This is a genomic window from Paenisporosarcina quisquiliarum, assembly GCF_027563315.1.
Taxonomy (GTDB): domain Bacteria; phylum Bacillota; class Bacilli; order Bacillales_A; family Planococcaceae; genus Paenisporosarcina; species Paenisporosarcina quisquiliarum.
This window is the reverse complement of the sequence record NZ_JAMKBJ010000003.1, coordinates 165,522-182,763: the sequence shown is the minus strand read 5'-3', so window position 1 is coordinate 182,763 and position 17,242 is coordinate 165,522. Positions and strand designations below refer to the sequence as shown.

Genomic DNA, 17,242 nt, shown 5'->3' with positions numbered 1-17,242 from the left:
GAAGGAGGAAAGCGACAATGGAAAAAATCTTAGAAGTTAAAGACCTTCAGCTTTCCTTCCACACTTTTGCAGGTGAAGTTAAAGCCATCCGTGGTGTAAACTTTGATTTGCAAAAAGGGGAAACGCTGGCGATTGTTGGTGAATCTGGTTCAGGGAAATCAGTAACTACAAAAGCAATTATGCGTCTTTTACCAGAATCAAGTTCAGAATTCAAAAGTGGACAAATCTTGTTCAACGGCAAAGATTTAACGAAGCTTTCAGATAAAGAAATGCAAAAAATCCGTGGTAAAGATATTTCAATGATCTTCCAAGATCCAATGACTTCTCTTAATCCTACAATGACAATCGGCCGTCAAATTACGGAACCATTGTTAAAGCACCAAAAAGTAGGCAAAACAGAAGCGAAGAAAATTGCCATTGATCTATTACGTATGGTTGGTATGCCAAAACCGGAATTGCGAATTAAGCAATATCCTCACCAATTCTCTGGTGGTCAACGCCAACGTATTGTTATTGCAATTGCTCTTGCATGTAATCCTCAGATTTTGATTGCGGATGAGCCAACAACAGCTCTAGACGTAACGATTCAAGCTCAAATTCTGGAATTGATGAAAGACCTGCAAAAGAAAATCGATACATCGATCATCTTCATTACACATGATTTGGGAGTAGTGGCAAACGTGGCGGATCGTGTAGCTGTCATGTATGGTGGACGCATTGTTGAAATGGGTACAGTAGATGAAATATTCTATAACCCACAACATCCATATACTTGGGGATTATTAAGTTCAATGCCATCTTTGGATTCAGCAGATGAGAAATTATATGCTATTCCAGGGACACCTCCTGATTTGTTGGATCCTCCAAAAGGGGATGCATTTGCACTTCGTAGTGACTTTGCACTTGCAATCGATTTGGAACAAGCTCCACCCGTTTTCCAAGTTAGCGATACACACTACGCTGCAACTTGGTTATTACATCCGGATGCACCTCAAGTCGAACCGCCAGCTGCTATTGTGGAGCGCATGAAGAAATTCCCGGGAAGTCGATACTATGAAGGAGTTGCGCGCTGATGGCTGAAAAATTGCTCGAAATTAGAAACTTAAAACAATATTTCAATGAAGGCAAAGCTAATGAAGTGCGTGCAGTTGACGACATTAGCTTCGATATATACAAAGGTGAAACACTTGGACTGGTTGGGGAGTCAGGTTGTGGGAAATCTACAACTGGCCGTTCAATCATCCGCCTATATAATGCAACAGACGGCGAAGTTATTTTTGATGGAGTTAATGTTCACGGAAAGAAATCTAAGTCGGATTTAAAAATCTTTAACCGTAAAATGCAAATGATTTTCCAAGATCCATACGCATCTTTAAATCCACGTATGAAAGTTTTGGATATTATTGCAGAAGGATTAGACATTCATGGCTTAACTAAAAATGCAAAAGAGCGTAAAGATCGTGTTCATGAGCTTCTTGAGACAGTTGGTCTTAACAAGGAACATGCTAACCGTTATCCACATGAATTCTCAGGTGGCCAACGTCAACGTCTTGGTATCGCTCGTGCACTTGCAGTAGATCCTGAGTTCATTATTGCTGATGAACCTATTTCTGCACTTGACGTTTCCATTCAAGCTCAAGTCGTGAACTTGTTAAAAGAGTTGCAAGAAGAAAAAGGATTGACTTATTTATTTATCGCACATGACTTGTCGATGGTTAAATACATTTCCGACCGAATCGGTGTTATGTATTTCGGGAAATTAGTTGAATTGGCTCCTGCTGATGAGTTGTATAAGAATCCATTGCATCCATACACTCAATCATTGTTATCAGCAATTCCGCTTCCAGATCCTAACTATGAGCGCACACGCGTACGTAAATCATATGACCCTGCGTCTCATAATTATCAAGATGGCGAAGAAATCGCAATGCGTGAAGTTACACCTGGCCACTTTGTATTCTGTTCAGAACGCGAATTTGAGTCGTTAAAATTAACTTCTGCTGCACGCGTTTAATTATCTGTATTAGATAGTGAAAATGAAATGAGCCATTCCTCCAAAAGGAATGGCTTTTTTGTTTGATATAAGACAATTGAACCTTTAAAAGCCTACGTATACTTGCTAAAATGGTAGAGAATAGAAAGGAAGTACAAATTATGACAATAAATAAATACGTAGCAACAAGTGCTTTAGTTGCAGCATTACTAATGCCATCTGCAGTGCAAGCAGAAAACGAAATACATAACCAAGACTTTACGGAACGTACATATGGCTTCACGGAAGTCGAAGAAGAACTGATTGCCGCTTCCAAATTGTTCAGATATGATTCAGGACTGAAATTTACCTACCCTGATGCTGTTCGGGGGGTATATGTTACAGGGCACTCAGCAGGTGGTGCTCGTTTTAACGATTTACTGAAGTTAATGGATTCCACAGAATTGAATGCCATGGTTATTGATATTAAAGATGATTTCGGTGATCTGACCTATGTTCCAGCTGATGATTCACCTTTGAAATCATTAAATATTGGTAACCCGTATATGAAAGATCCAAAAGCTATGTTAAAGGTTTTGGAAGAGAAACAAGTCTATCCAATTGCCCGTGTAGTGGTTTTCAAAGATTCAAAACTTGCTAATGCGAAACCTGAATTGTCCTTTGTAGAAGGGACTGAAGTCTGGAAAAATGGACGTGGAGAATCATTCGTAAACCCTTTCATGAAAGAGGTATGGGATCATAATGTCGCAATTGCGATTGAAGCAGCTAAAATGGGCTTTCAGGAAATACAGTTTGATTATGTACGCTTCCCAGAAGGCTTTGAAACGCGTTCAGATACACTGAAATACGGTCAAGGTGACTATGCAACATCTAAGAACGATGATGTGCAGAAACGAGTACAAGCGGTTACAGATTTTGTCGCATATGCACGTGAACAATTAAAACCTTATGATGTAAAGGTTTCTGTGGATATCTTCGGATATGCTGCGACGTTACCGGAAGCGCCAGGAATTGGCCAGAATTTCGGGAAAATTTCTGAAAATGTTGATGTTATTTCTTCAATGATTTACCCAAGTCACTGGACATCTTATTTCGGCATTGCCAAGCCTGATTTAGAACCGTACAAACTTGTTCAAGAATATGCAAAGGCAGAAAATGCTACTTTGGGCAAACTGAAAACTCCACCAATCTCACGTCCATGGTTGCAAGATTTCACAGCATCCTATTTGGGAGCAGGTAATTACCAAAAATACGGTGCTGAGGAAGTGGAAGCACAAATTCGCGCATTAAATGAAGCTGGAATCAAAGAATATTTACTGTGGAATGCCGGCAATCGTTATTCGCCTGGTGTTGATTACACGCCATAATAACAAAAAAATTCTCTTTCAAATGAAAGGGAATTTTTTTTTTGAAAAATGAAACCTTTTGGGTGTTTTAAACGTATTATTTAATATAGATAAAAAACACATTGTCATTTTCATTTTCTAAATGAGAATTGGAAACGCTGTGAAAATGTAGTGTTTAAAATGGTTGAGATGCGGGTATATTTTAAATGTGTAGGATCAGGAAACAAGCCAATGCATGCAGTATCTACATATTATTAACAAAATGTGAACCAATATTAAATTACTTGACTTTTTCTTCAGAATCTATATTAAAAAGGTCAAAAATGGTGTATAATAAATTTTAGTAACCTATATTAAAGTAATTCTAAATTAAAAGTCGTTACAATATACTCGAACTTGTTTACACATTTGAAAGGAAGTGTTCCTATGATGGTTACATTGTTTACTTCTCCTAGCTGTACATCATGTCGAAAAGCGAAAGCATGGTTAGAAGAGCATGACATTCCATATACTGAGCGTAACATCTTTTCGGAACCGCTAAGTATTAGCGAAATTAAAGAAATTCTTCGAATGACTGAAGATGGTACAGATGAGATCATTTCAACTCGTTCTAAAATATTCCAAAAATTAAATGTTGATGTGGAGAGCTTACCTTTACAACGTTTATACGAATTAATTCAAGAACATCCTGGGCTACTTCGTCGTCCGATTATTCTGGATGAAAAACGCTTGCAAGTAGGTTATAACGAAGATGAAATTCGTCGTTTCTTACCTCGTAAAGTTCGAGCTTATCAATTGCTTGAAGCTCAACGTATGGTTAACTAAATTTTTACGGAAAATTGACTGATGAATTCTTCTTTTAATTTTAATTGAGAAGAAATCGTCAGTCATTTTGCATTTTTCAGCTTGCCATTCTTAGCGCGCTCTACTACAATGCTAATAAATTGTATTTTCCAGAGTAGAAGCATATCCTTTTCATTTTCCTCTGGACCGTCATACAATAGAAACAGACACTGTATCGGTAAGCGGCTTGAAGTGTTGCTGAAAAAAGGGGAATCCCTTTAAAAGCGATCGAAGGGAGATGTGTAAAATGGATATCGAACGCATTAATGAAAACACAGTCAAATTCTACATTTCATACATCGACATTGAAAAAAGAGGCTTCAGCCGAGACGAAATTTGGTTTAATCGAGATAAAAGCGAAGAACTCTTTTGGGAAATGATGGATGAAATTAATGATGAATCGGACTTTGAAGTCGAAGGTCCATTATGGATTCAAGTTCATGCTATGGACAAAGGACTTGAAGTGACAGTAACTCGGGCACAAATTAATCGTGATGGAAAGAAAGTAGACTCTCCATTTGAAATGGATGAAAAGGGTCAATACTTTTCTAATATGTCTGAGAGTTCATCAGACGCGCAATCATATGATGAATATGGTGGTCTTTTTACTGATTCAAATGAACCCCAAAGTGAATTCACTTTTTTAGTGAATGACTTTGAAGATTTGATTCCATTAGCTAAGCGTATTGATTTGCCTTCGTATGTATCAACGTCTTTATTCGCTTATAAAGAACGTTACTACTTATACGTAAAAGCAGATGCGGAACTAATGAATGACGAGGAAATTGAAAATATGGTCAGCATACTTTCTGAATATACGTCAGGTTCAACCGTGACGGTTCACCGAATGAAAGAGTATGGCAAAGAAATTATGGCCGATGAAGTATTTGAACAAATAATTAAATATTTCAGTTAAACTCCTCCCTTAACGGGGAGGTTTTTTTTATGTTTATTTCTATGTATGATGCTTCCCTAATTTGCTAATCTATCGAAATATTCGTAAAATGAGGGAAAGGAGGAGTGTATATATTAACGGCTAAAAAAGATAATGATAAAATTTTTACTTTGGAAAGACAAATGACAAGAGAACACCTGGTACATTTACGATCTACAAGCCAATTTGCATGTCCCCAATGTGGAAACCCCCTACGCTTGAAAATTGGAAAAGTCGTTACTCCACATTTCGCGCATATCGTTTTGACTGATTGCTTTACTTCTTTTTCTGAAAGAGAATCCCCCACACATTTAATTGGGAAACAGCAGCTTGCCGAGTTCTTTACACGTATTGGTTATAACGTAGAGGTTGAAGCGTTTGTCCCTAAAATTTCCCAACGCCCAGATTTATTAATTCGAAAAAACAAAAGTTTATATGCCATCGAATTTCAATGTAGTGTCATTCCGATCGAGGATATTGAAAAAAGAAATAGTGGTTATAGACGAATAAAAATTCCTACTGTTTGGATACTCCGTTCACCAAATAATTTTAATACAAGTGGAGTTACGTTGATCAAATTATCAAAGTTTGAGCAATCTTTTATTGGGATGGATTCTTCATCTAATCCCACTTTAATTACTTATAATCCATCCATTTCTCAATTTATTTACTTCAGCCATCTTGTACATATCACCGGTACATCATTTATATCCAAGATTTGTACCTTATCAATTGAGGACCAAACTTTTGCCTTTGCACGTGTAAAACCACTTACAGAAATAGAACAAAAACAATATTGGAGAATTTATCAACATAAACGTTTAAAGTTTTTAACCAATCGAATTTTTACTAGCAAATTCGGAGCAAGGGATAAATTTTTAAATGATTGCTATCTTCAACGGATTCTTCCTGAAAAATTGCCATTGTATATTGGCTTTCCTATACCAGGATCACAAGTTTTTTATCATCATTTAACCGAATGGCAGTTGGCACTAATTTGCTGGCTATCAAATCAGCAAGTAGATTTGGCTAATGTTAATGAAAGTTTGATTGAAGCTTTTCTAATTGAGCACTGCAGAGTACTAGATTTAAAACTGGCGATTGATGTAATCCAGAAATACTGTCAATTACTGCAGAGTATTAATTATAATTTTACTGAATTAGTCTCACAACAATTAGTAAGTGAATCATATTTATTCGAACATTTTCATAGGTTTATAGTTGCAAAACGTTAGGAAAATTGAGAAAATATAGAAGTTATTCGATTTTTCTATTAAATCGATTTGAGGGGGAACGGAAATGACAACAGAAACAAAAAACAAAATTTTGTCACGCAGTGAAGTACCAACTGAATTAACATGGAAACTTGAAGATATTTTTTCAAGTGATGAGGCATGGGAAAGTGAATACAAAGAAGTAAGTGAGCTTGCTGAAAAGGCAGATTCATTTAAAGGGACGTTCAATAACGGGGCAGAAGCTCTTTTCAATGCTTTTACCTATAAAGATGAAGTCTTGGAGCGAATCTATCGTTTATACACTTACTCTCACATGCGATATGATCAAGACACTACTAATAGCCATTACCAAGCAATGGATAGCCGAATTAAAACGTTGCTTGTAAAAGTATCTACAGGTCTATCATTTATGACTCCAGAACTTTTGGCTTTGGAAGAAGACAAAGTTAAAAACTATCTTGAGGAACATGAAGGATTGCAATTGTACAAACAAGTATTAAAGGAAATAAACGAAATGCGTCCACATGTTTTGCCTGCTGAACAGGAAGCTTTACTGGCTCAACTTTCTGAAGTAGCAAATGCCTCTTCAGAAACGTTCGGGATGTTGAACAATGCCGATTTAGAATTTCCAACAATTAAGGATGAAAATGGGGAAGAGCTGGAATTGACTCATGGCCGCTACAGCCGATTACTTGAAAGCGGAGACCGTCGAGTACGTGAAGATGCTTTCCGTGCAATGTACGGGACATACGGGAAGTTTCGTAACACTTTTGCCTCAACTCTAGCAGGGAATGTCAAGCGTGATAACGTGAATGCCCGAATCCGTAATTATGATTCTGCCCGACATGCGGCAATGTCTGATAATCACATTCCTGAGCAAGTTTATGATAATTTGGTCAATACAGTAAACAAAAACTTGCACTTATTGCAACGCTACGTCTCTTTACGTAAGAAAGTATTAGGTGTAGATGAATTGCATATGTGGGATCTATACACGCCACTAGTTAAAGAAGCGAAAATGGAGATTCCATATGAAGAAGCAAAAGAGATCATGCTAAATAGCTTTGCACCTCTAGGTGAAGAGTATGTATCCATTGCTAAAAAGGGATTAGAAGACCGCTGGGTGGATGTTGTTGAGAACAAAGGTAAACGTTCAGGAGCATATTCGTCTGGGGCATATGGAACAAATCCATATGTTCTGATGAACTGGCAAGATAATGTGAATAATCTGTTCACGTTGGCACATGAATTCGGTCATAGTCTTCACAGTTATTATTCACGTGCAAATCAACCATTTGTTTACGGGGACTATTCGATTTTCGTTGCCGAAGTTGCATCTACTTGCAATGAAGCATTGTTGAATGAATATATGCTAAAGACAATTGAGGATGAGCAAAAACGCATTTACTTGTTGAACTATTGGTTGGAAGGTTTCCGTGGAACAGTATTCCGTCAAACAATGTTTGCTGAATTTGAGCATTTAATTCACAAAATGAATCAAGACGGGGAAGCACTGACGGCAGATAGGCTAACTGAAGTTTATTATGACTTAAATAAAAAATATTTTGGTGATGATTTGGTAGTTGATGAAGAAATCGGTCTTGAATGGGCTCGCATTCCTCACTTCTATTACAATTATTATGTGTATCAATATTCAACGGGTTACAGTGCTGCAGTAGCTTTGAGCAATCAAATTCTATCTGAAGGCCAACCAGCAGTTGATCGTTATATCAATCAATTCCTAAAAGCGGGTTGTTCAGATACACCGATTGAAGTGCTGAAGAAAGCAGGAGTAGATATGACATCTGCTGCACCGATTGAAGAGGCATGTAAAGTGTTTGAAGAGAAGCTTACAGAACTTGAAAGTCTTCTATTAAAATAATAATTTCGACCTCCACTTTTCTTGAGTGGAGGTCTTTTCGTTATATCGAAATAATGTCAGTAAAACAGGAAAATGAGAAGAATACCTTGGAAGCGCTTACCTTATGACGATTTTGTGAAAAAGATTGTGAAAGATTGATTTATTCGTTATGTCATGATATCGTTTAGATGTGAAATAAATCACATACAAACATACACCCCTTTGTTTGAACGTGAACATTTCTCCCATCCCCTTTGTGAAAAGAACCGTCTCTCCAGAAATGGAAAGGCGGTTCTTTGTTTTTTATATTTATTGACTGATCCTATTTTATAAATTACTCATTAATTAATGATATGCCCTACCAGCACAAAAGCCCCTCACGCGAGAGTTTCAATCGCATGGGGGGCTTCTTGTAAAAGTTTAACTTTATACTTTTTGCATATAAGATTTTAATCTCCATTGATTCGTATCAGCCAAAGGAATGCGTTCCAACTGTTGGAGCAAAGTGCGTTTCTTTAGTTCTCGCTCTGCAGCGTAATTTGTTACACCGTAAATAGATGCGACTTCTTTGGTAGACAACGTATGGTAGCGTTGGAAAAGTTCATCAAGTGTAGGTGGTTCTTGTCGGCTGAGTTTCATATCCAACATTTCTGCTAGAATTTGCTCGTATACTTCGTAAGAATACACACCACATACTTTCAGGCCTTCATCTTCAATATGTTCATTAAAAAATACCATACTAGGTGACTCATTGACTTCCATTTCACGACTGATGTGAAGATCGCATTGGAAGGCGCGAGTAGCTTCTTTTGACTGTAAATCAGACTTGAATTCTTCTACATCCAACTGTGCTTCTTCCGCAATAGCCAAAAGGTTTGAGAAGGAAGCCACATTTTTAGTATCAAGGAAAAACTGTTCCTGAAGCTTTTGTAAATATCGGACTCCTGCTCGTTTTCCTTGAAGTTCTGCTGCTTTAATGGCTACAGAAGGAAGGGCAGGATGGGTAAAATCATCAGCATCCAACGAATCGTCTGTACAGACTGAATTCAATGTAGAGAGCTTCGTACTCAGAACAACTCGTAACGTAAAATATTGTTCATATTCGACTTGTAATTTTCGTAAAATCGGCTGTAAATCAAAGCATGAAGAGCATAGTGGATCAATAAATGCATAAAGCTCAATTGGCTTTGTTGAACTCGTAGAAACTATCGCTTCGGGCGGAATCTGCAAGTTATTCACACGATTTCCTCCTCTTGATCTGGCCGGTTCGTCATATGATGAGCCGTTAGTACAAGGCGATGATAAAAGTCGTCGCGGATTTTTCCTTCTAACTCCACCTCATCCATTGCTTCATGCATACATTCAAGCCAGGCTTGTGCTCTAGCGGGTGTAATAGGGAATGGCATATGTCTGGCACGTAACATGGGGTGTCCGTGTTCTTGTGAATAAATGTTAGGTCCGCCTAAATATTGAGTCAGAAATTGTTTTTGTTTACGAGCGGTTTCCGTCAAATCATCTGGAAATATAGGCTTAAGCTTTGGGTGTGCCGCGACTCTCTCGTAAAACGCATCAACAAGTTGCGACAATTTATCCGGACCAATTTCCTCATAAGGAATAATAGGTTTTCGGGTCATTATATAAACTCCTTTGCTTTCGCTGTATTCCCATTCTATCAACCTCACGGATATTTCTCAAACAAATCGATTTTGGTAATTCTTCCATCTAATTTCAGATTCATTTTTGCAATAGCCATTTTTTAATGTACAAATGGTACTAGTCTACTTAAAGTTTATTTATGCTGAGCCGCTTTCATGAACCGTGCAATTTTTTTCGGGGTTGGACGTACAGGAATACGATGGGTTGAAAGCATAGTATTAAAACTTTGTCGTCCATTTTCGTAATCCGTAACTTCAAATTCGACTTCATAATCGGTTTCACCCAAATAATCAGAGCGGTCCAGGACGAGCACACCTTTTTGATATGGTATTTCCACACGACATGTACGAAGTGATCCAAACGAGAACAAAACTTCCGGTAATGAAAGGAATTCGTCAAAAGCTTGTGGCTTGATACAGCCATTCTGTAAAATTTCATCCCGTTCAAATTCAGTAATCAGTCGGGTAGTCTCAATCATGGTATGTTGATTTTCTCCTGGAGCCTTTAAAGTCAATTCATTGCGTTGTTCAAGGACTCGTAATCGAAATCCCATGAAAGCATCACGTAACTGAAAGTCCTTTGTGTCAAAGTATGTGTTGGTCTGTATATGGAAATCTTCCTCTAATACGCCAAATTCACTGCATAAAGTATCAAACTCTTCTTTTTCCAATAAATTTTTAAATTCTATTTCTTTTTGAATGGACATTGGGATACACCGCCTTCTTACTTATTATCCTGAAAAAATTGCAAACTGCAACATATGGGAAGCTATGATAAAATATGAGGTAAGTAAAGATTGAAAGGAAGAGCTTATTTTGCGTAAAACATATATTGTCGACAGCGGTGTGCAAAATGAAAACGATATTCGTTTTTTATTACAAGAAGATCCAACAAATCATGAAGTAAGAGCTGCGGGACAATTAATCACTGATACAGATGAAAATGCATTCGTCTACTTACTTGATGATGGCGAAGGGTATACATATGTGCAATTTCCAAAAACAGTTTGGCCACTAATGGCTGTTTCACTTGGAGCTGAAAAGGAGCCTGTGTTGGCTTTGGGGCAGACACAGATTGTGCTAGAGAATTTCAGGGAAGAATTAACTATGCTTATTTTTAATATCGAAGGCAACCACAACTATGGTGAAGAATTTGCAAATGCGGTCGAAGAAGCATTTAAAGAGCAGCTTGCAACAAATTAAAAAGATTAAACACACGTTGATAGCAATGGCAAGGGGGACTGGTCATGGGACAATGGGAGCGTTTTTTAGAACCGTATAAACAAGCGGTAGATGAATTGAAGATAAAACTAAAGGGTATGAGAACACAGTATGAAATAGAAAATACTAACTCGCCAATTGAATTTGTTACTGGTCGGGTAAAACCACTGGCAAGTATTTATGATAAAACACTTGAAAAAGGAATCGCTTTTGAACCTTCTTCCATATTGGTTCATGAACTGCAGGATATTGCAGGATTACGTATTATGTGTCAATTTGTTGATGATATAGAAACGGTGGTTGAGTTACTGCGAGATCGCCACGATATTAAAGTTATTGAAGAACGTGACTATATTTCTCACGAAAAACCAAGTGGATACCGTTCGTATCATATGATTGTCGAATATCCCGTTCAGACCATCCATGGGAAAATCCAAATCTTAGTGGAAATTCAAATCCGTACGTTGGCAATGAACTTTTGGGCATCCATTGAGCATTCGTTAAACTATAAGTATAAAGGATTATTTCCTGAAGAAATAAAGAACCGTTTGCAAAGTGCGGCTGAAGCAGCTTTTCGATTGGATGAAGAAATGTCGTTGATCCGTGATGAAATTCAAGAAGCACAAAAATACTTTAGTGAATATAAAGAGAGTGGAAATGCGAATTTCCCAGCGAACTCTGCAGAAAGTAGGTCGAAACGTTCATGAAATTTGCCATTCAATCAAGGAATGATGCACACTCGAACGAACTGATGGACAGTGCAAAAACCTACTTGTCTGATTTTGGACTGGTGTGGGATGAAGAATCACCAGATATCGTAATCTCTATCGGTGGAGATGGTACTTTGTTGCATGCATTCCATCGATATCGGGAACAGTTGTCTACGGTAGCATTTGTAGGTATCCATACGGGCCATTTAGGATTTTATGCTGATTGGAAACCGGCCGAAATTGAAAAATTAGTCATTTCAATTGCAAAAAAAGAATTCGAAGTTATACAGTATCCTTTGCTCGAAGCGACAATTAATTATCGTAATAATGATGAAGAAAGCGTTTATTTGGCTTTAAACGAAAGTACGATTAAATCTCCTGACGTGACATTGGTGATGGATGTCGAGTTAAATGACAGCCATTTTGAACGATTCCGTGGCGACGGTCTTTGTATGTCTACACCTTCAGGGAGTACAGCCTATAACAAAGCTCTTGGCGGGGCAATTATTCATCCATCCTTAGAAGCAATGCAGTTGACGGAAATGGCGTCCATCAACAATCGGGTCTTCCGTACTGTCGGCGCACCTCTAGTATTGCCATCACATCATACATGTGTGTTAAAGCCAGTGAAAGCCGTTGATTTCATGGTGACAATTGATCATTTGCAATTGCTTCATAAAGATGTAAAATCCATTCAATATCGTGTCGCAAAAGAAAAAGTTCGATTTGCCCGTTTCCGACCTTTCCCTTTCTGGAAACGTGTGCACGATTCATTTATCGACAGCGATGTATAAACAATTTCATTTAGTATTTAACGTAACAGAGCCCATGTTACTTCGTGAAGCTCTTGCTTTGTGGGGAATTTCCAAACGCACCTTAACTTCGATTAAATTCGACGGAGGATGCTTACTTGTAAATGGGCAAGAAAAAACGGTCAGACATTCTCTTTCGGTGGGAGATGTTGTGACCGTTCTTTTTCCTTATGAAGAAGTAAGTGAAGGGCTGATACGCCAAGAAGGCCCTCTGGACATTGTTTATGAAGATGATGTTCTCTTGATTGTCAATAAACCACCAGGCCAAAGCACAATTCCTTCAAGGGAACACCCATCGCATACATTAGCCAATTATGTTGCCCATTATTATGAAAAGATGTCGATTCCTTCGACGGTCCATATTTTAACACGTCTCGACAAGGATACATCCGGCTTAGTATGTTTAGTGAAAAACCGACATATTCATCACATCATGAATCATGGTCATGTGATGAATAAAACATATGAGGCCATCGCACACGGCAAAGTCGAAAAACCGTTTCAGCAAATCATCGAACCGATTGGACGTAAAGGAGACAGTATAATCGAAAGAGAAGTTAGGGAAGACGGACTTTTTGCTCATACTGACATCAGCATAATTCGACAAAGTTTTCATTTTTCTCATGTAAGGTGCTTGTTGCACACAGGGAGAACGCATCAAATCCGTGTCCATTTGGCTCATATCGGACATCCCATTATGGGTGATGATCTTTATGGTGGGAAACTAGATTTAATCAAGCGCCAGGCCCTGCATTGTGCATCTGTTGAAATCAAACACCCGTTAACAGGGGAAATGTTGACTATTATAAGTCCTTTGCCCGAAGATATGAAAAAACTACTTATTTAGTGATCATATACATGAAATTTTTCTTCTATAAAAGGTTGAAGTGATGGTACGGAAACGACTTCCATTTCGGGATATCTTAATGCAGATAATTTCCCTCCAAAAACACAACCAGTGTCAATATTGACTGTTCGATTTTTGAAGCGAGGTTCAGAAGTTGGCGTGTGACCATATACGATAAATGCCGAACCTTTATAATGCTTAGCCCAGTCTCGCCGTTCAGGACGCCCATCAGCGAGTGTTTTACCTGTGATATCTCCGTATAATGTAAAGTCAATAATACGTTTGTTTATCGGTTTACCAATCATATCTTCCCGAATACCAGCGTGAGCGATGAGCAACTGGTCATTGTCCAGCTGCTCATAAATTGGTAGAGCTTCGTAAAAGGCAATATAACGCTTTTTGAAAAATTCTTGCTTGTTCTTAGGTAACTGCTTAAATTCTTCCACAGTTGTCTCAAGACCATGCGTTATTTGTACATTATTTCCTTTAAAATATCGATAAAGTTTGTTGCAATGATTTCCCGGGCAATAAACTAACTGCTTTTTATCTTGAATTGAAAACAATAATTCCAGAACTGCCAAGGATTTAGGTCCTCTATCTGTAGCATCCCCGACAAAAGCGAGCTTGCGTCCGAGTGGATGAACGAAATGTCCATCTTGTTTCTGATAGCCAAGTTTTGCAATCAAATCAATCAGTTCATCATAACAACCATGTATATCACCAATAATGTCGTACGACAATTCAATCACCTCAATTAAGATATAGTTTGCTATACCCTCAGTGTAACCCATACAATGAGGAATGTAGAAAAGTAAAAGAGAAGAAAGGAGGGGGCATACATGACAGAAGAGCGTAAAAATAACGAAGAACATCAACTCGATGCCGAACAATTACTGGCATTTCTGACAGACCATCAAGTGGACGAATTCAGAGATGAATTTTTAGCGCTTCATCCGTATGATCAGGCACAATTTTTTGAAAAGGTAGGACCTGACAGCAGGCAAATTATCTATCAGTATCTCTCTCCAAAAGAAATGGCTGAAATTTTCCAGTCAATTGAACTTGATGATGATGAATACGAACCTTTTTTGAAAGAAATGGACAATACGTATGCAGCGGATATGTTATCCGAAATGTATGCCGATAATGCTGTAGACGTTCTGAATGAACTGGGAAAAGATCAAGTAGCCAGCTATTTGACGATTATGGATGACGAGTCCGCGCAGGAAATTAAAGATTTACTTCATTATGAAGAGTATACAGCCGGATCGATCATGACGACCGAATATGTAGCAATACCCGAAAATTCGACGTGTCGCTCTGCGATGACGATTTTACGAAACGCTGCACCAGAAGCGGAAACGATTTATTACCTTTTCGTCGTGAATGATGATCACCAGCTCACAGGAGTTGTTTCTTTACGTGATTTAATTATTGCCGAAGAAGACACACTTATACGTTCAATTCGCAACGAGCGCGTCGTCAGTGTATCTGTAAGTGAAGATCAGGAAGAAGTTGCAAGAATGATTAAAGACTATGACTTCCTGGCAGTTCCGGTCGTGGATTTTCAAAATCATTTACTGGGAATTATCACGGTTGATGATATTTTGGATGTTCTTGAAGAAGAAGCAAATGATGATTACTCTAAATTGGCCGCCGTATCAGAAATGGATACCTTCGATAAAGGTCCATTGACTGCAGCAAAAAAAAGATTGCCTTGGCTCATTATTTTATTATTTTTAGGTATGTTAACGGCAAACTTGATGGGGATTTTTGAAGAAACGCTTGATCAAGTAGCAATTTTAGCTGTATTTATTCCGTTAATTGCCGGAATGGCAGGAAACAGCGGAACACAAGCTCTTGCAGTAGCCGTTCGAGGGATTGCGACAGGTGATATTGCGGAACAAAGTAAATTGAAATTGCTGATGCGTGAAGCGGGCACAGGACTTATAACGGGAGTTGTATGTGCCACTATTGGGGTAGGCATTGTATTTTTCAGTCAACATGATTTATTGCTAGGACTATTAGTTGGAGCTGCCATTTTCGGTTCCATTTTCGTGGCGACCTTGTCTGGATCGTTTATTCCATTGCTTATTCACCGAATGAATATCGACCCCGCAGTAGCCTCAGGACCCTTCATTACGACACTTAACGACATTATTAGTATCTTAATCTATTTAGGATTGGCGAGTATGTTCCTCACACAACTATAGAACGATGGTAAGCCAGGACCTCATATTAAAAAGAGGCCCTGGTTTTTTATTATGAGTGTCACGAAACGCGAATTGAGTGGCGCTGAACGCGAATAGAAGTCATCGGAACGCGAATAGACCCCAGAAATCGTGAATAGCCACCCCTTAAGACCATGTTAAAAAGCTAATTTCATAATCTTTTTTTGCACTTTCTTTTTTTGTGATGTATTATTAGTACCAGGTATTAATAAACAAGATTAATAGGGGGATTTTTATATGTCTTTGTCATTACAGGGGAAAACATTTGTCATCATGGGAGTAGCAAATAAACGCAGTATCGCTTGGGGGATCGCACAGTCGTTGGATAAAGCGGGAGCGAATATTATTTTCACGTATGCAGGTGAACGTTTCGAGAAACCGGTTCGTGATTTAGTGGCAACATTGGAAGGAAAACATGAGCTTGTTCTTCCTTGTGACGTAACAAATGACGAAGATGTGGAAAGATGCTTTGCAACAATCGGGGAAACAGTAGGCAAAGTTGACGGTTTGGCTCACTGTATCGCATTTGCAAAAACGGAAGAGTTAGCTGGCAATTTTTCAGATACTTCTCGTGAAGGGTTTTTACTTGCGCATAATATAAGTGCTTTCTCATTAACAGTCGTAGCGAAAGCTGTGAAGCCATTAATGACAGAAGGCGGAAGTATTGTCACCCTAACTTATTTAGGCGGAGAAAAAGTTGTACCGAATTACAACATCATGGGTGTTGCTAAAGCATCTCTGGATATGTCAGTGCGTTACTTGGCAGCGGATCTTGGAAGATACAACATCCGTGTCAATGCGATTTCAGCTGGACCAATCCGTACACTGTCTGCTAAAGGAGTAAGTGATTTTAACAGTGTGTTGAAAGAAATCGAAGAGCGTGCACCTCTTCGCCGCAATACGACACCAGAAGAAGTCGGGGATACGGCACTATTCCTATTCAGTCAGCTATCCCGCGGGATTACTGGGGAAACCATCCACTGTGACAGTGGCTTTCACATTTTGTAAACCGGCTGCATAAGCTATTTCAAAAAGGGTGTGTATATTTCATTGGAAAATGATCCGCTCCTTTTTGTCCAAGGTCCGCCAGTCTATCGGTATGTTCGAAAGGTGTCTCGTTGGCAAGAAGAAAGTACTTCAATCTTCCCGGAGCCAGAAGTGAAAGCTGTCGAAACGAAAGTCGAAGTTGATCCGTTAATGTGGCAAAGGTTGCGTTTTTTGACGACAGATTTTGCAAAGTATGTATATAAACCTCTTTGTTTTCAACTACAAGATGGTGAGAAAATTTGTGGTGTCGTCGACCTACTGCATTCCGAAAGTGTTCTCATTAAATCAGCAGCAGATGTGATTACGGCAATTGAAATTAACGATATCAAAGAGATTTGGTGGGGAGGTAAAAAACTCCCAATCCGTCTCTGAATAGTTACGAAGAAAACATCCATTTTAAGACAATGGATGTTTTTTTTTTGTTATGTACGTCTACCTATTTGGGCTCCTGTGATTACTGGTCGCAGTGATGCTTCAAAACATTAGAAAACTTGCGCCGGTTTTGGC

At 38.5% G+C, this 17,242-nt stretch carries 18 protein-coding genes; 14 read left to right on the top strand and 4 right to left on the bottom strand.

The window, feature by feature from the left end; translation table 11 throughout:
• The first annotated feature begins 17 nt into the window (after positions 1-17).
• The 7 genes from M9R32_RS05165 (at position 18) to pepF (ending at position 8,233) form a co-directional block, all read left to right on the top strand.
• Positions 18-1,073, top strand: a complete 1,056-nt coding sequence (locus M9R32_RS05165; protein ID WP_269925667.1) for an ABC transporter ATP-binding protein — start codon at positions 18-20, stop codon at positions 1,071-1,073.
• Entirely contained in the window at positions 1,073-2,014 is a 942-nt protein-coding gene (locus M9R32_RS05160) for an ABC transporter ATP-binding protein (protein ID WP_269925666.1), read from the top strand. Before M9R32_RS05165 ends, M9R32_RS05160 begins: the two co-directional genes overlap by 1 nt.
• A 140-nt stretch (positions 2,015-2,154) precedes the next feature.
• Positions 2,155-3,360 carry a putative glycoside hydrolase gene (locus M9R32_RS05155; protein ID WP_269925665.1) on the top strand — a complete coding sequence of 402 codons (1,206 nt, stop codon included), beginning with the start codon at positions 2,155-2,157 and terminating at the stop codon, positions 3,358-3,360.
• A gap of 408 nt (positions 3,361-3,768) precedes the next feature.
• Positions 3,769-4,164 carry a transcriptional regulator SpxA gene (spxA, locus tag M9R32_RS05150; protein ID WP_162920212.1) on the top strand — a complete coding sequence of 132 codons (396 nt, stop codon included), beginning with the start codon at positions 3,769-3,771 and terminating at the stop codon, positions 4,162-4,164.
• A 265-nt stretch (positions 4,165-4,429) separates the two neighbouring features.
• Positions 4,430-5,098, top strand: coding sequence for an adaptor protein MecA (mecA, locus tag M9R32_RS05145; RefSeq protein WP_269925664.1), 669 nt, complete (start codon positions 4,430-4,432; stop codon positions 5,096-5,098).
• Between the two features lie 104 nt (positions 5,099-5,202).
• On the top strand, positions 5,203-6,351 hold the full coding sequence (locus M9R32_RS05140) for a competence protein CoiA (RefSeq protein ID WP_269925663.1): 1,149 nt from the start codon (positions 5,203-5,205) through the stop codon (positions 6,349-6,351).
• A gap of 64 nt (positions 6,352-6,415) precedes the next feature.
• On the top strand, positions 6,416-8,233 hold the full coding sequence (pepF, locus tag M9R32_RS05135) for an oligoendopeptidase F (protein WP_269925662.1): 1,818 nt from the start codon (positions 6,416-6,418) through the stop codon (positions 8,231-8,233).
• Between the two features lie 405 nt (positions 8,234-8,638).
• Here pepF and M9R32_RS05130 read toward each other — a convergent pair whose 3' ends face one another.
• The 3 genes from M9R32_RS05130 to M9R32_RS05120 all read right to left on the bottom strand — a co-directional run bounded on the left by M9R32_RS05130 (position 8,639) and on the right by M9R32_RS05120 (position 10,574).
• On the bottom strand, positions 8,639-9,451 hold the full coding sequence (locus M9R32_RS05130; protein ID WP_269925661.1) for a ClpXP adapter SpxH family protein: 813 nt from the start codon (positions 9,449-9,451) through the stop codon (positions 8,639-8,641).
• Positions 9,448-9,846: a globin domain-containing protein gene (locus M9R32_RS05125; protein WP_269925660.1), complete on the bottom strand. Its 399-nt coding sequence runs from the start codon at positions 9,844-9,846 to the stop codon at positions 9,448-9,450. The genes M9R32_RS05130 and M9R32_RS05125 overlap by 4 nt, the downstream gene beginning before the upstream one ends.
• Positions 9,847-10,001: 155 nt before the next feature.
• Positions 10,002-10,574 carry a CYTH domain-containing protein gene (locus M9R32_RS05120; protein ID WP_269925659.1) on the bottom strand — a complete coding sequence of 191 codons (573 nt, stop codon included), beginning with the start codon at positions 10,572-10,574 and terminating at the stop codon, positions 10,002-10,004.
• Between the two features lie 109 nt (positions 10,575-10,683).
• On the opposite strand from M9R32_RS05120, the gene M9R32_RS05115 reads away from it, so the two are divergent.
• From M9R32_RS05115 to M9R32_RS05100, 4 genes are read left to right on the top strand one after another with little or no spacing between them, the layout of a single operon-like run.
• Entirely contained in the window at positions 10,684-11,070 is a 387-nt protein-coding gene (locus tag M9R32_RS05115) for a UPF0738 family protein (protein WP_269925658.1), read from the top strand.
• Between the two features lie 44 nt (positions 11,071-11,114).
• Positions 11,115-11,795, top strand: a complete 681-nt coding sequence (gene yjbM / locus M9R32_RS05110) for a GTP diphosphokinase (RefSeq protein ID WP_269925657.1) — start codon at positions 11,115-11,117, stop codon at positions 11,793-11,795.
• A complete protein-coding gene (locus M9R32_RS05105; RefSeq protein ID WP_269925656.1) occupies positions 11,792-12,592 on the top strand; it encodes an NAD kinase in 801 nt (266 codons plus the stop codon). The genes yjbM and M9R32_RS05105 overlap by 4 nt, the downstream gene beginning before the upstream one ends.
• On the top strand, positions 12,585-13,457 hold the full coding sequence (locus M9R32_RS05100) for an RluA family pseudouridine synthase (RefSeq protein ID WP_269925785.1): 873 nt from the start codon (positions 12,585-12,587) through the stop codon (positions 13,455-13,457). Before M9R32_RS05105 ends, M9R32_RS05100 begins: the two co-directional genes overlap by 8 nt.
• Here M9R32_RS05100 and prpE read toward each other — a convergent pair.
• Complete coding sequence (prpE, locus tag M9R32_RS05095; RefSeq protein WP_269925655.1) at positions 13,454-14,197, bottom strand: bis(5'-nucleosyl)-tetraphosphatase PrpE; 744 nt, start codon at positions 14,195-14,197, stop codon at positions 13,454-13,456. The genes M9R32_RS05100 and prpE overlap by 4 nt on opposite strands.
• A 99-nt stretch (positions 14,198-14,296) precedes the next feature.
• Between prpE and mgtE the strand changes: the two genes are divergently transcribed.
• The 3 genes from mgtE to M9R32_RS05080 all read left to right on the top strand — a co-directional run bounded on the left by mgtE (position 14,297) and on the right by M9R32_RS05080 (position 17,107).
• Entirely contained in the window at positions 14,297-15,670 is a 1,374-nt protein-coding gene (gene mgtE / locus M9R32_RS05090; protein WP_269925654.1) for a magnesium transporter, read from the top strand.
• A 255-nt stretch (positions 15,671-15,925) separates the two neighbouring features.
• A complete protein-coding gene (gene fabI, locus M9R32_RS05085) occupies positions 15,926-16,696 on the top strand; it encodes an enoyl-ACP reductase FabI (protein ID WP_269925653.1) in 771 nt (256 codons plus the stop codon).
• A gap of 102 nt (positions 16,697-16,798) precedes the next feature.
• A complete protein-coding gene (locus tag M9R32_RS05080; protein WP_269925652.1) occupies positions 16,799-17,107 on the top strand; it encodes a hypothetical protein in 309 nt (102 codons plus the stop codon).
• Positions 17,108-17,242: the final 135 nt, after the last annotated feature.

Bases quoted from the DNA above. Each gene is read 5' to 3' on its own strand.
- spxA (WP_162920212.1), top strand. From the start codon at position 3,769: ATGGTTACATTGTTTACTTCTCCTAGCTGTACATCATGTCGAAAAGCG.
- M9R32_RS05155 (WP_269925665.1), top strand. From the start codon at position 2,155: ATGACAATAAATAAATACGTAGCAACAAGTGCTTTAGTTGCAGCATTA.
- mgtE (WP_269925654.1), top strand. From the start codon at position 14,297: ATGACAGAAGAGCGTAAAAATAACGAAGAACATCAACTCGATGCCGAA.
- M9R32_RS05165 (WP_269925667.1), top strand. From the start codon at position 18: ATGGAAAAAATCTTAGAAGTTAAAGACCTTCAGCTTTCCTTCCACACT.
- M9R32_RS05105 (WP_269925656.1), top strand. From the start codon at position 11,792: ATGAAATTTGCCATTCAATCAAGGAATGATGCACACTCGAACGAACTG.
- fabI (WP_269925653.1), top strand. From the start codon at position 15,926: ATGTCTTTGTCATTACAGGGGAAAACATTTGTCATCATGGGAGTAGCA.
- M9R32_RS05100 (WP_269925785.1), top strand. From the start codon at position 12,585: ATGTATAAACAATTTCATTTAGTATTTAACGTAACAGAGCCCATGTTA.
- M9R32_RS05160 (WP_269925666.1), top strand. From the start codon at position 1,073: ATGGCTGAAAAATTGCTCGAAATTAGAAACTTAAAACAATATTTCAAT.
- mecA (WP_269925664.1), top strand. From the start codon at position 4,430: ATGGATATCGAACGCATTAATGAAAACACAGTCAAATTCTACATTTCA.
- M9R32_RS05120 (WP_269925659.1), bottom strand. From the start codon at position 10,574: ATGTCCATTCAAAAAGAAATAGAATTTAAAAATTTATTGGAAAAAGAA.
- yjbM (WP_269925657.1), top strand. From the start codon at position 11,115: ATGGGACAATGGGAGCGTTTTTTAGAACCGTATAAACAAGCGGTAGAT.
- pepF (WP_269925662.1), top strand. From the start codon at position 6,416: ATGACAACAGAAACAAAAAACAAAATTTTGTCACGCAGTGAAGTACCA.
- M9R32_RS05125 (WP_269925660.1), bottom strand. From the start codon at position 9,846: ATGACCCGAAAACCTATTATTCCTTATGAGGAAATTGGTCCGGATAAA.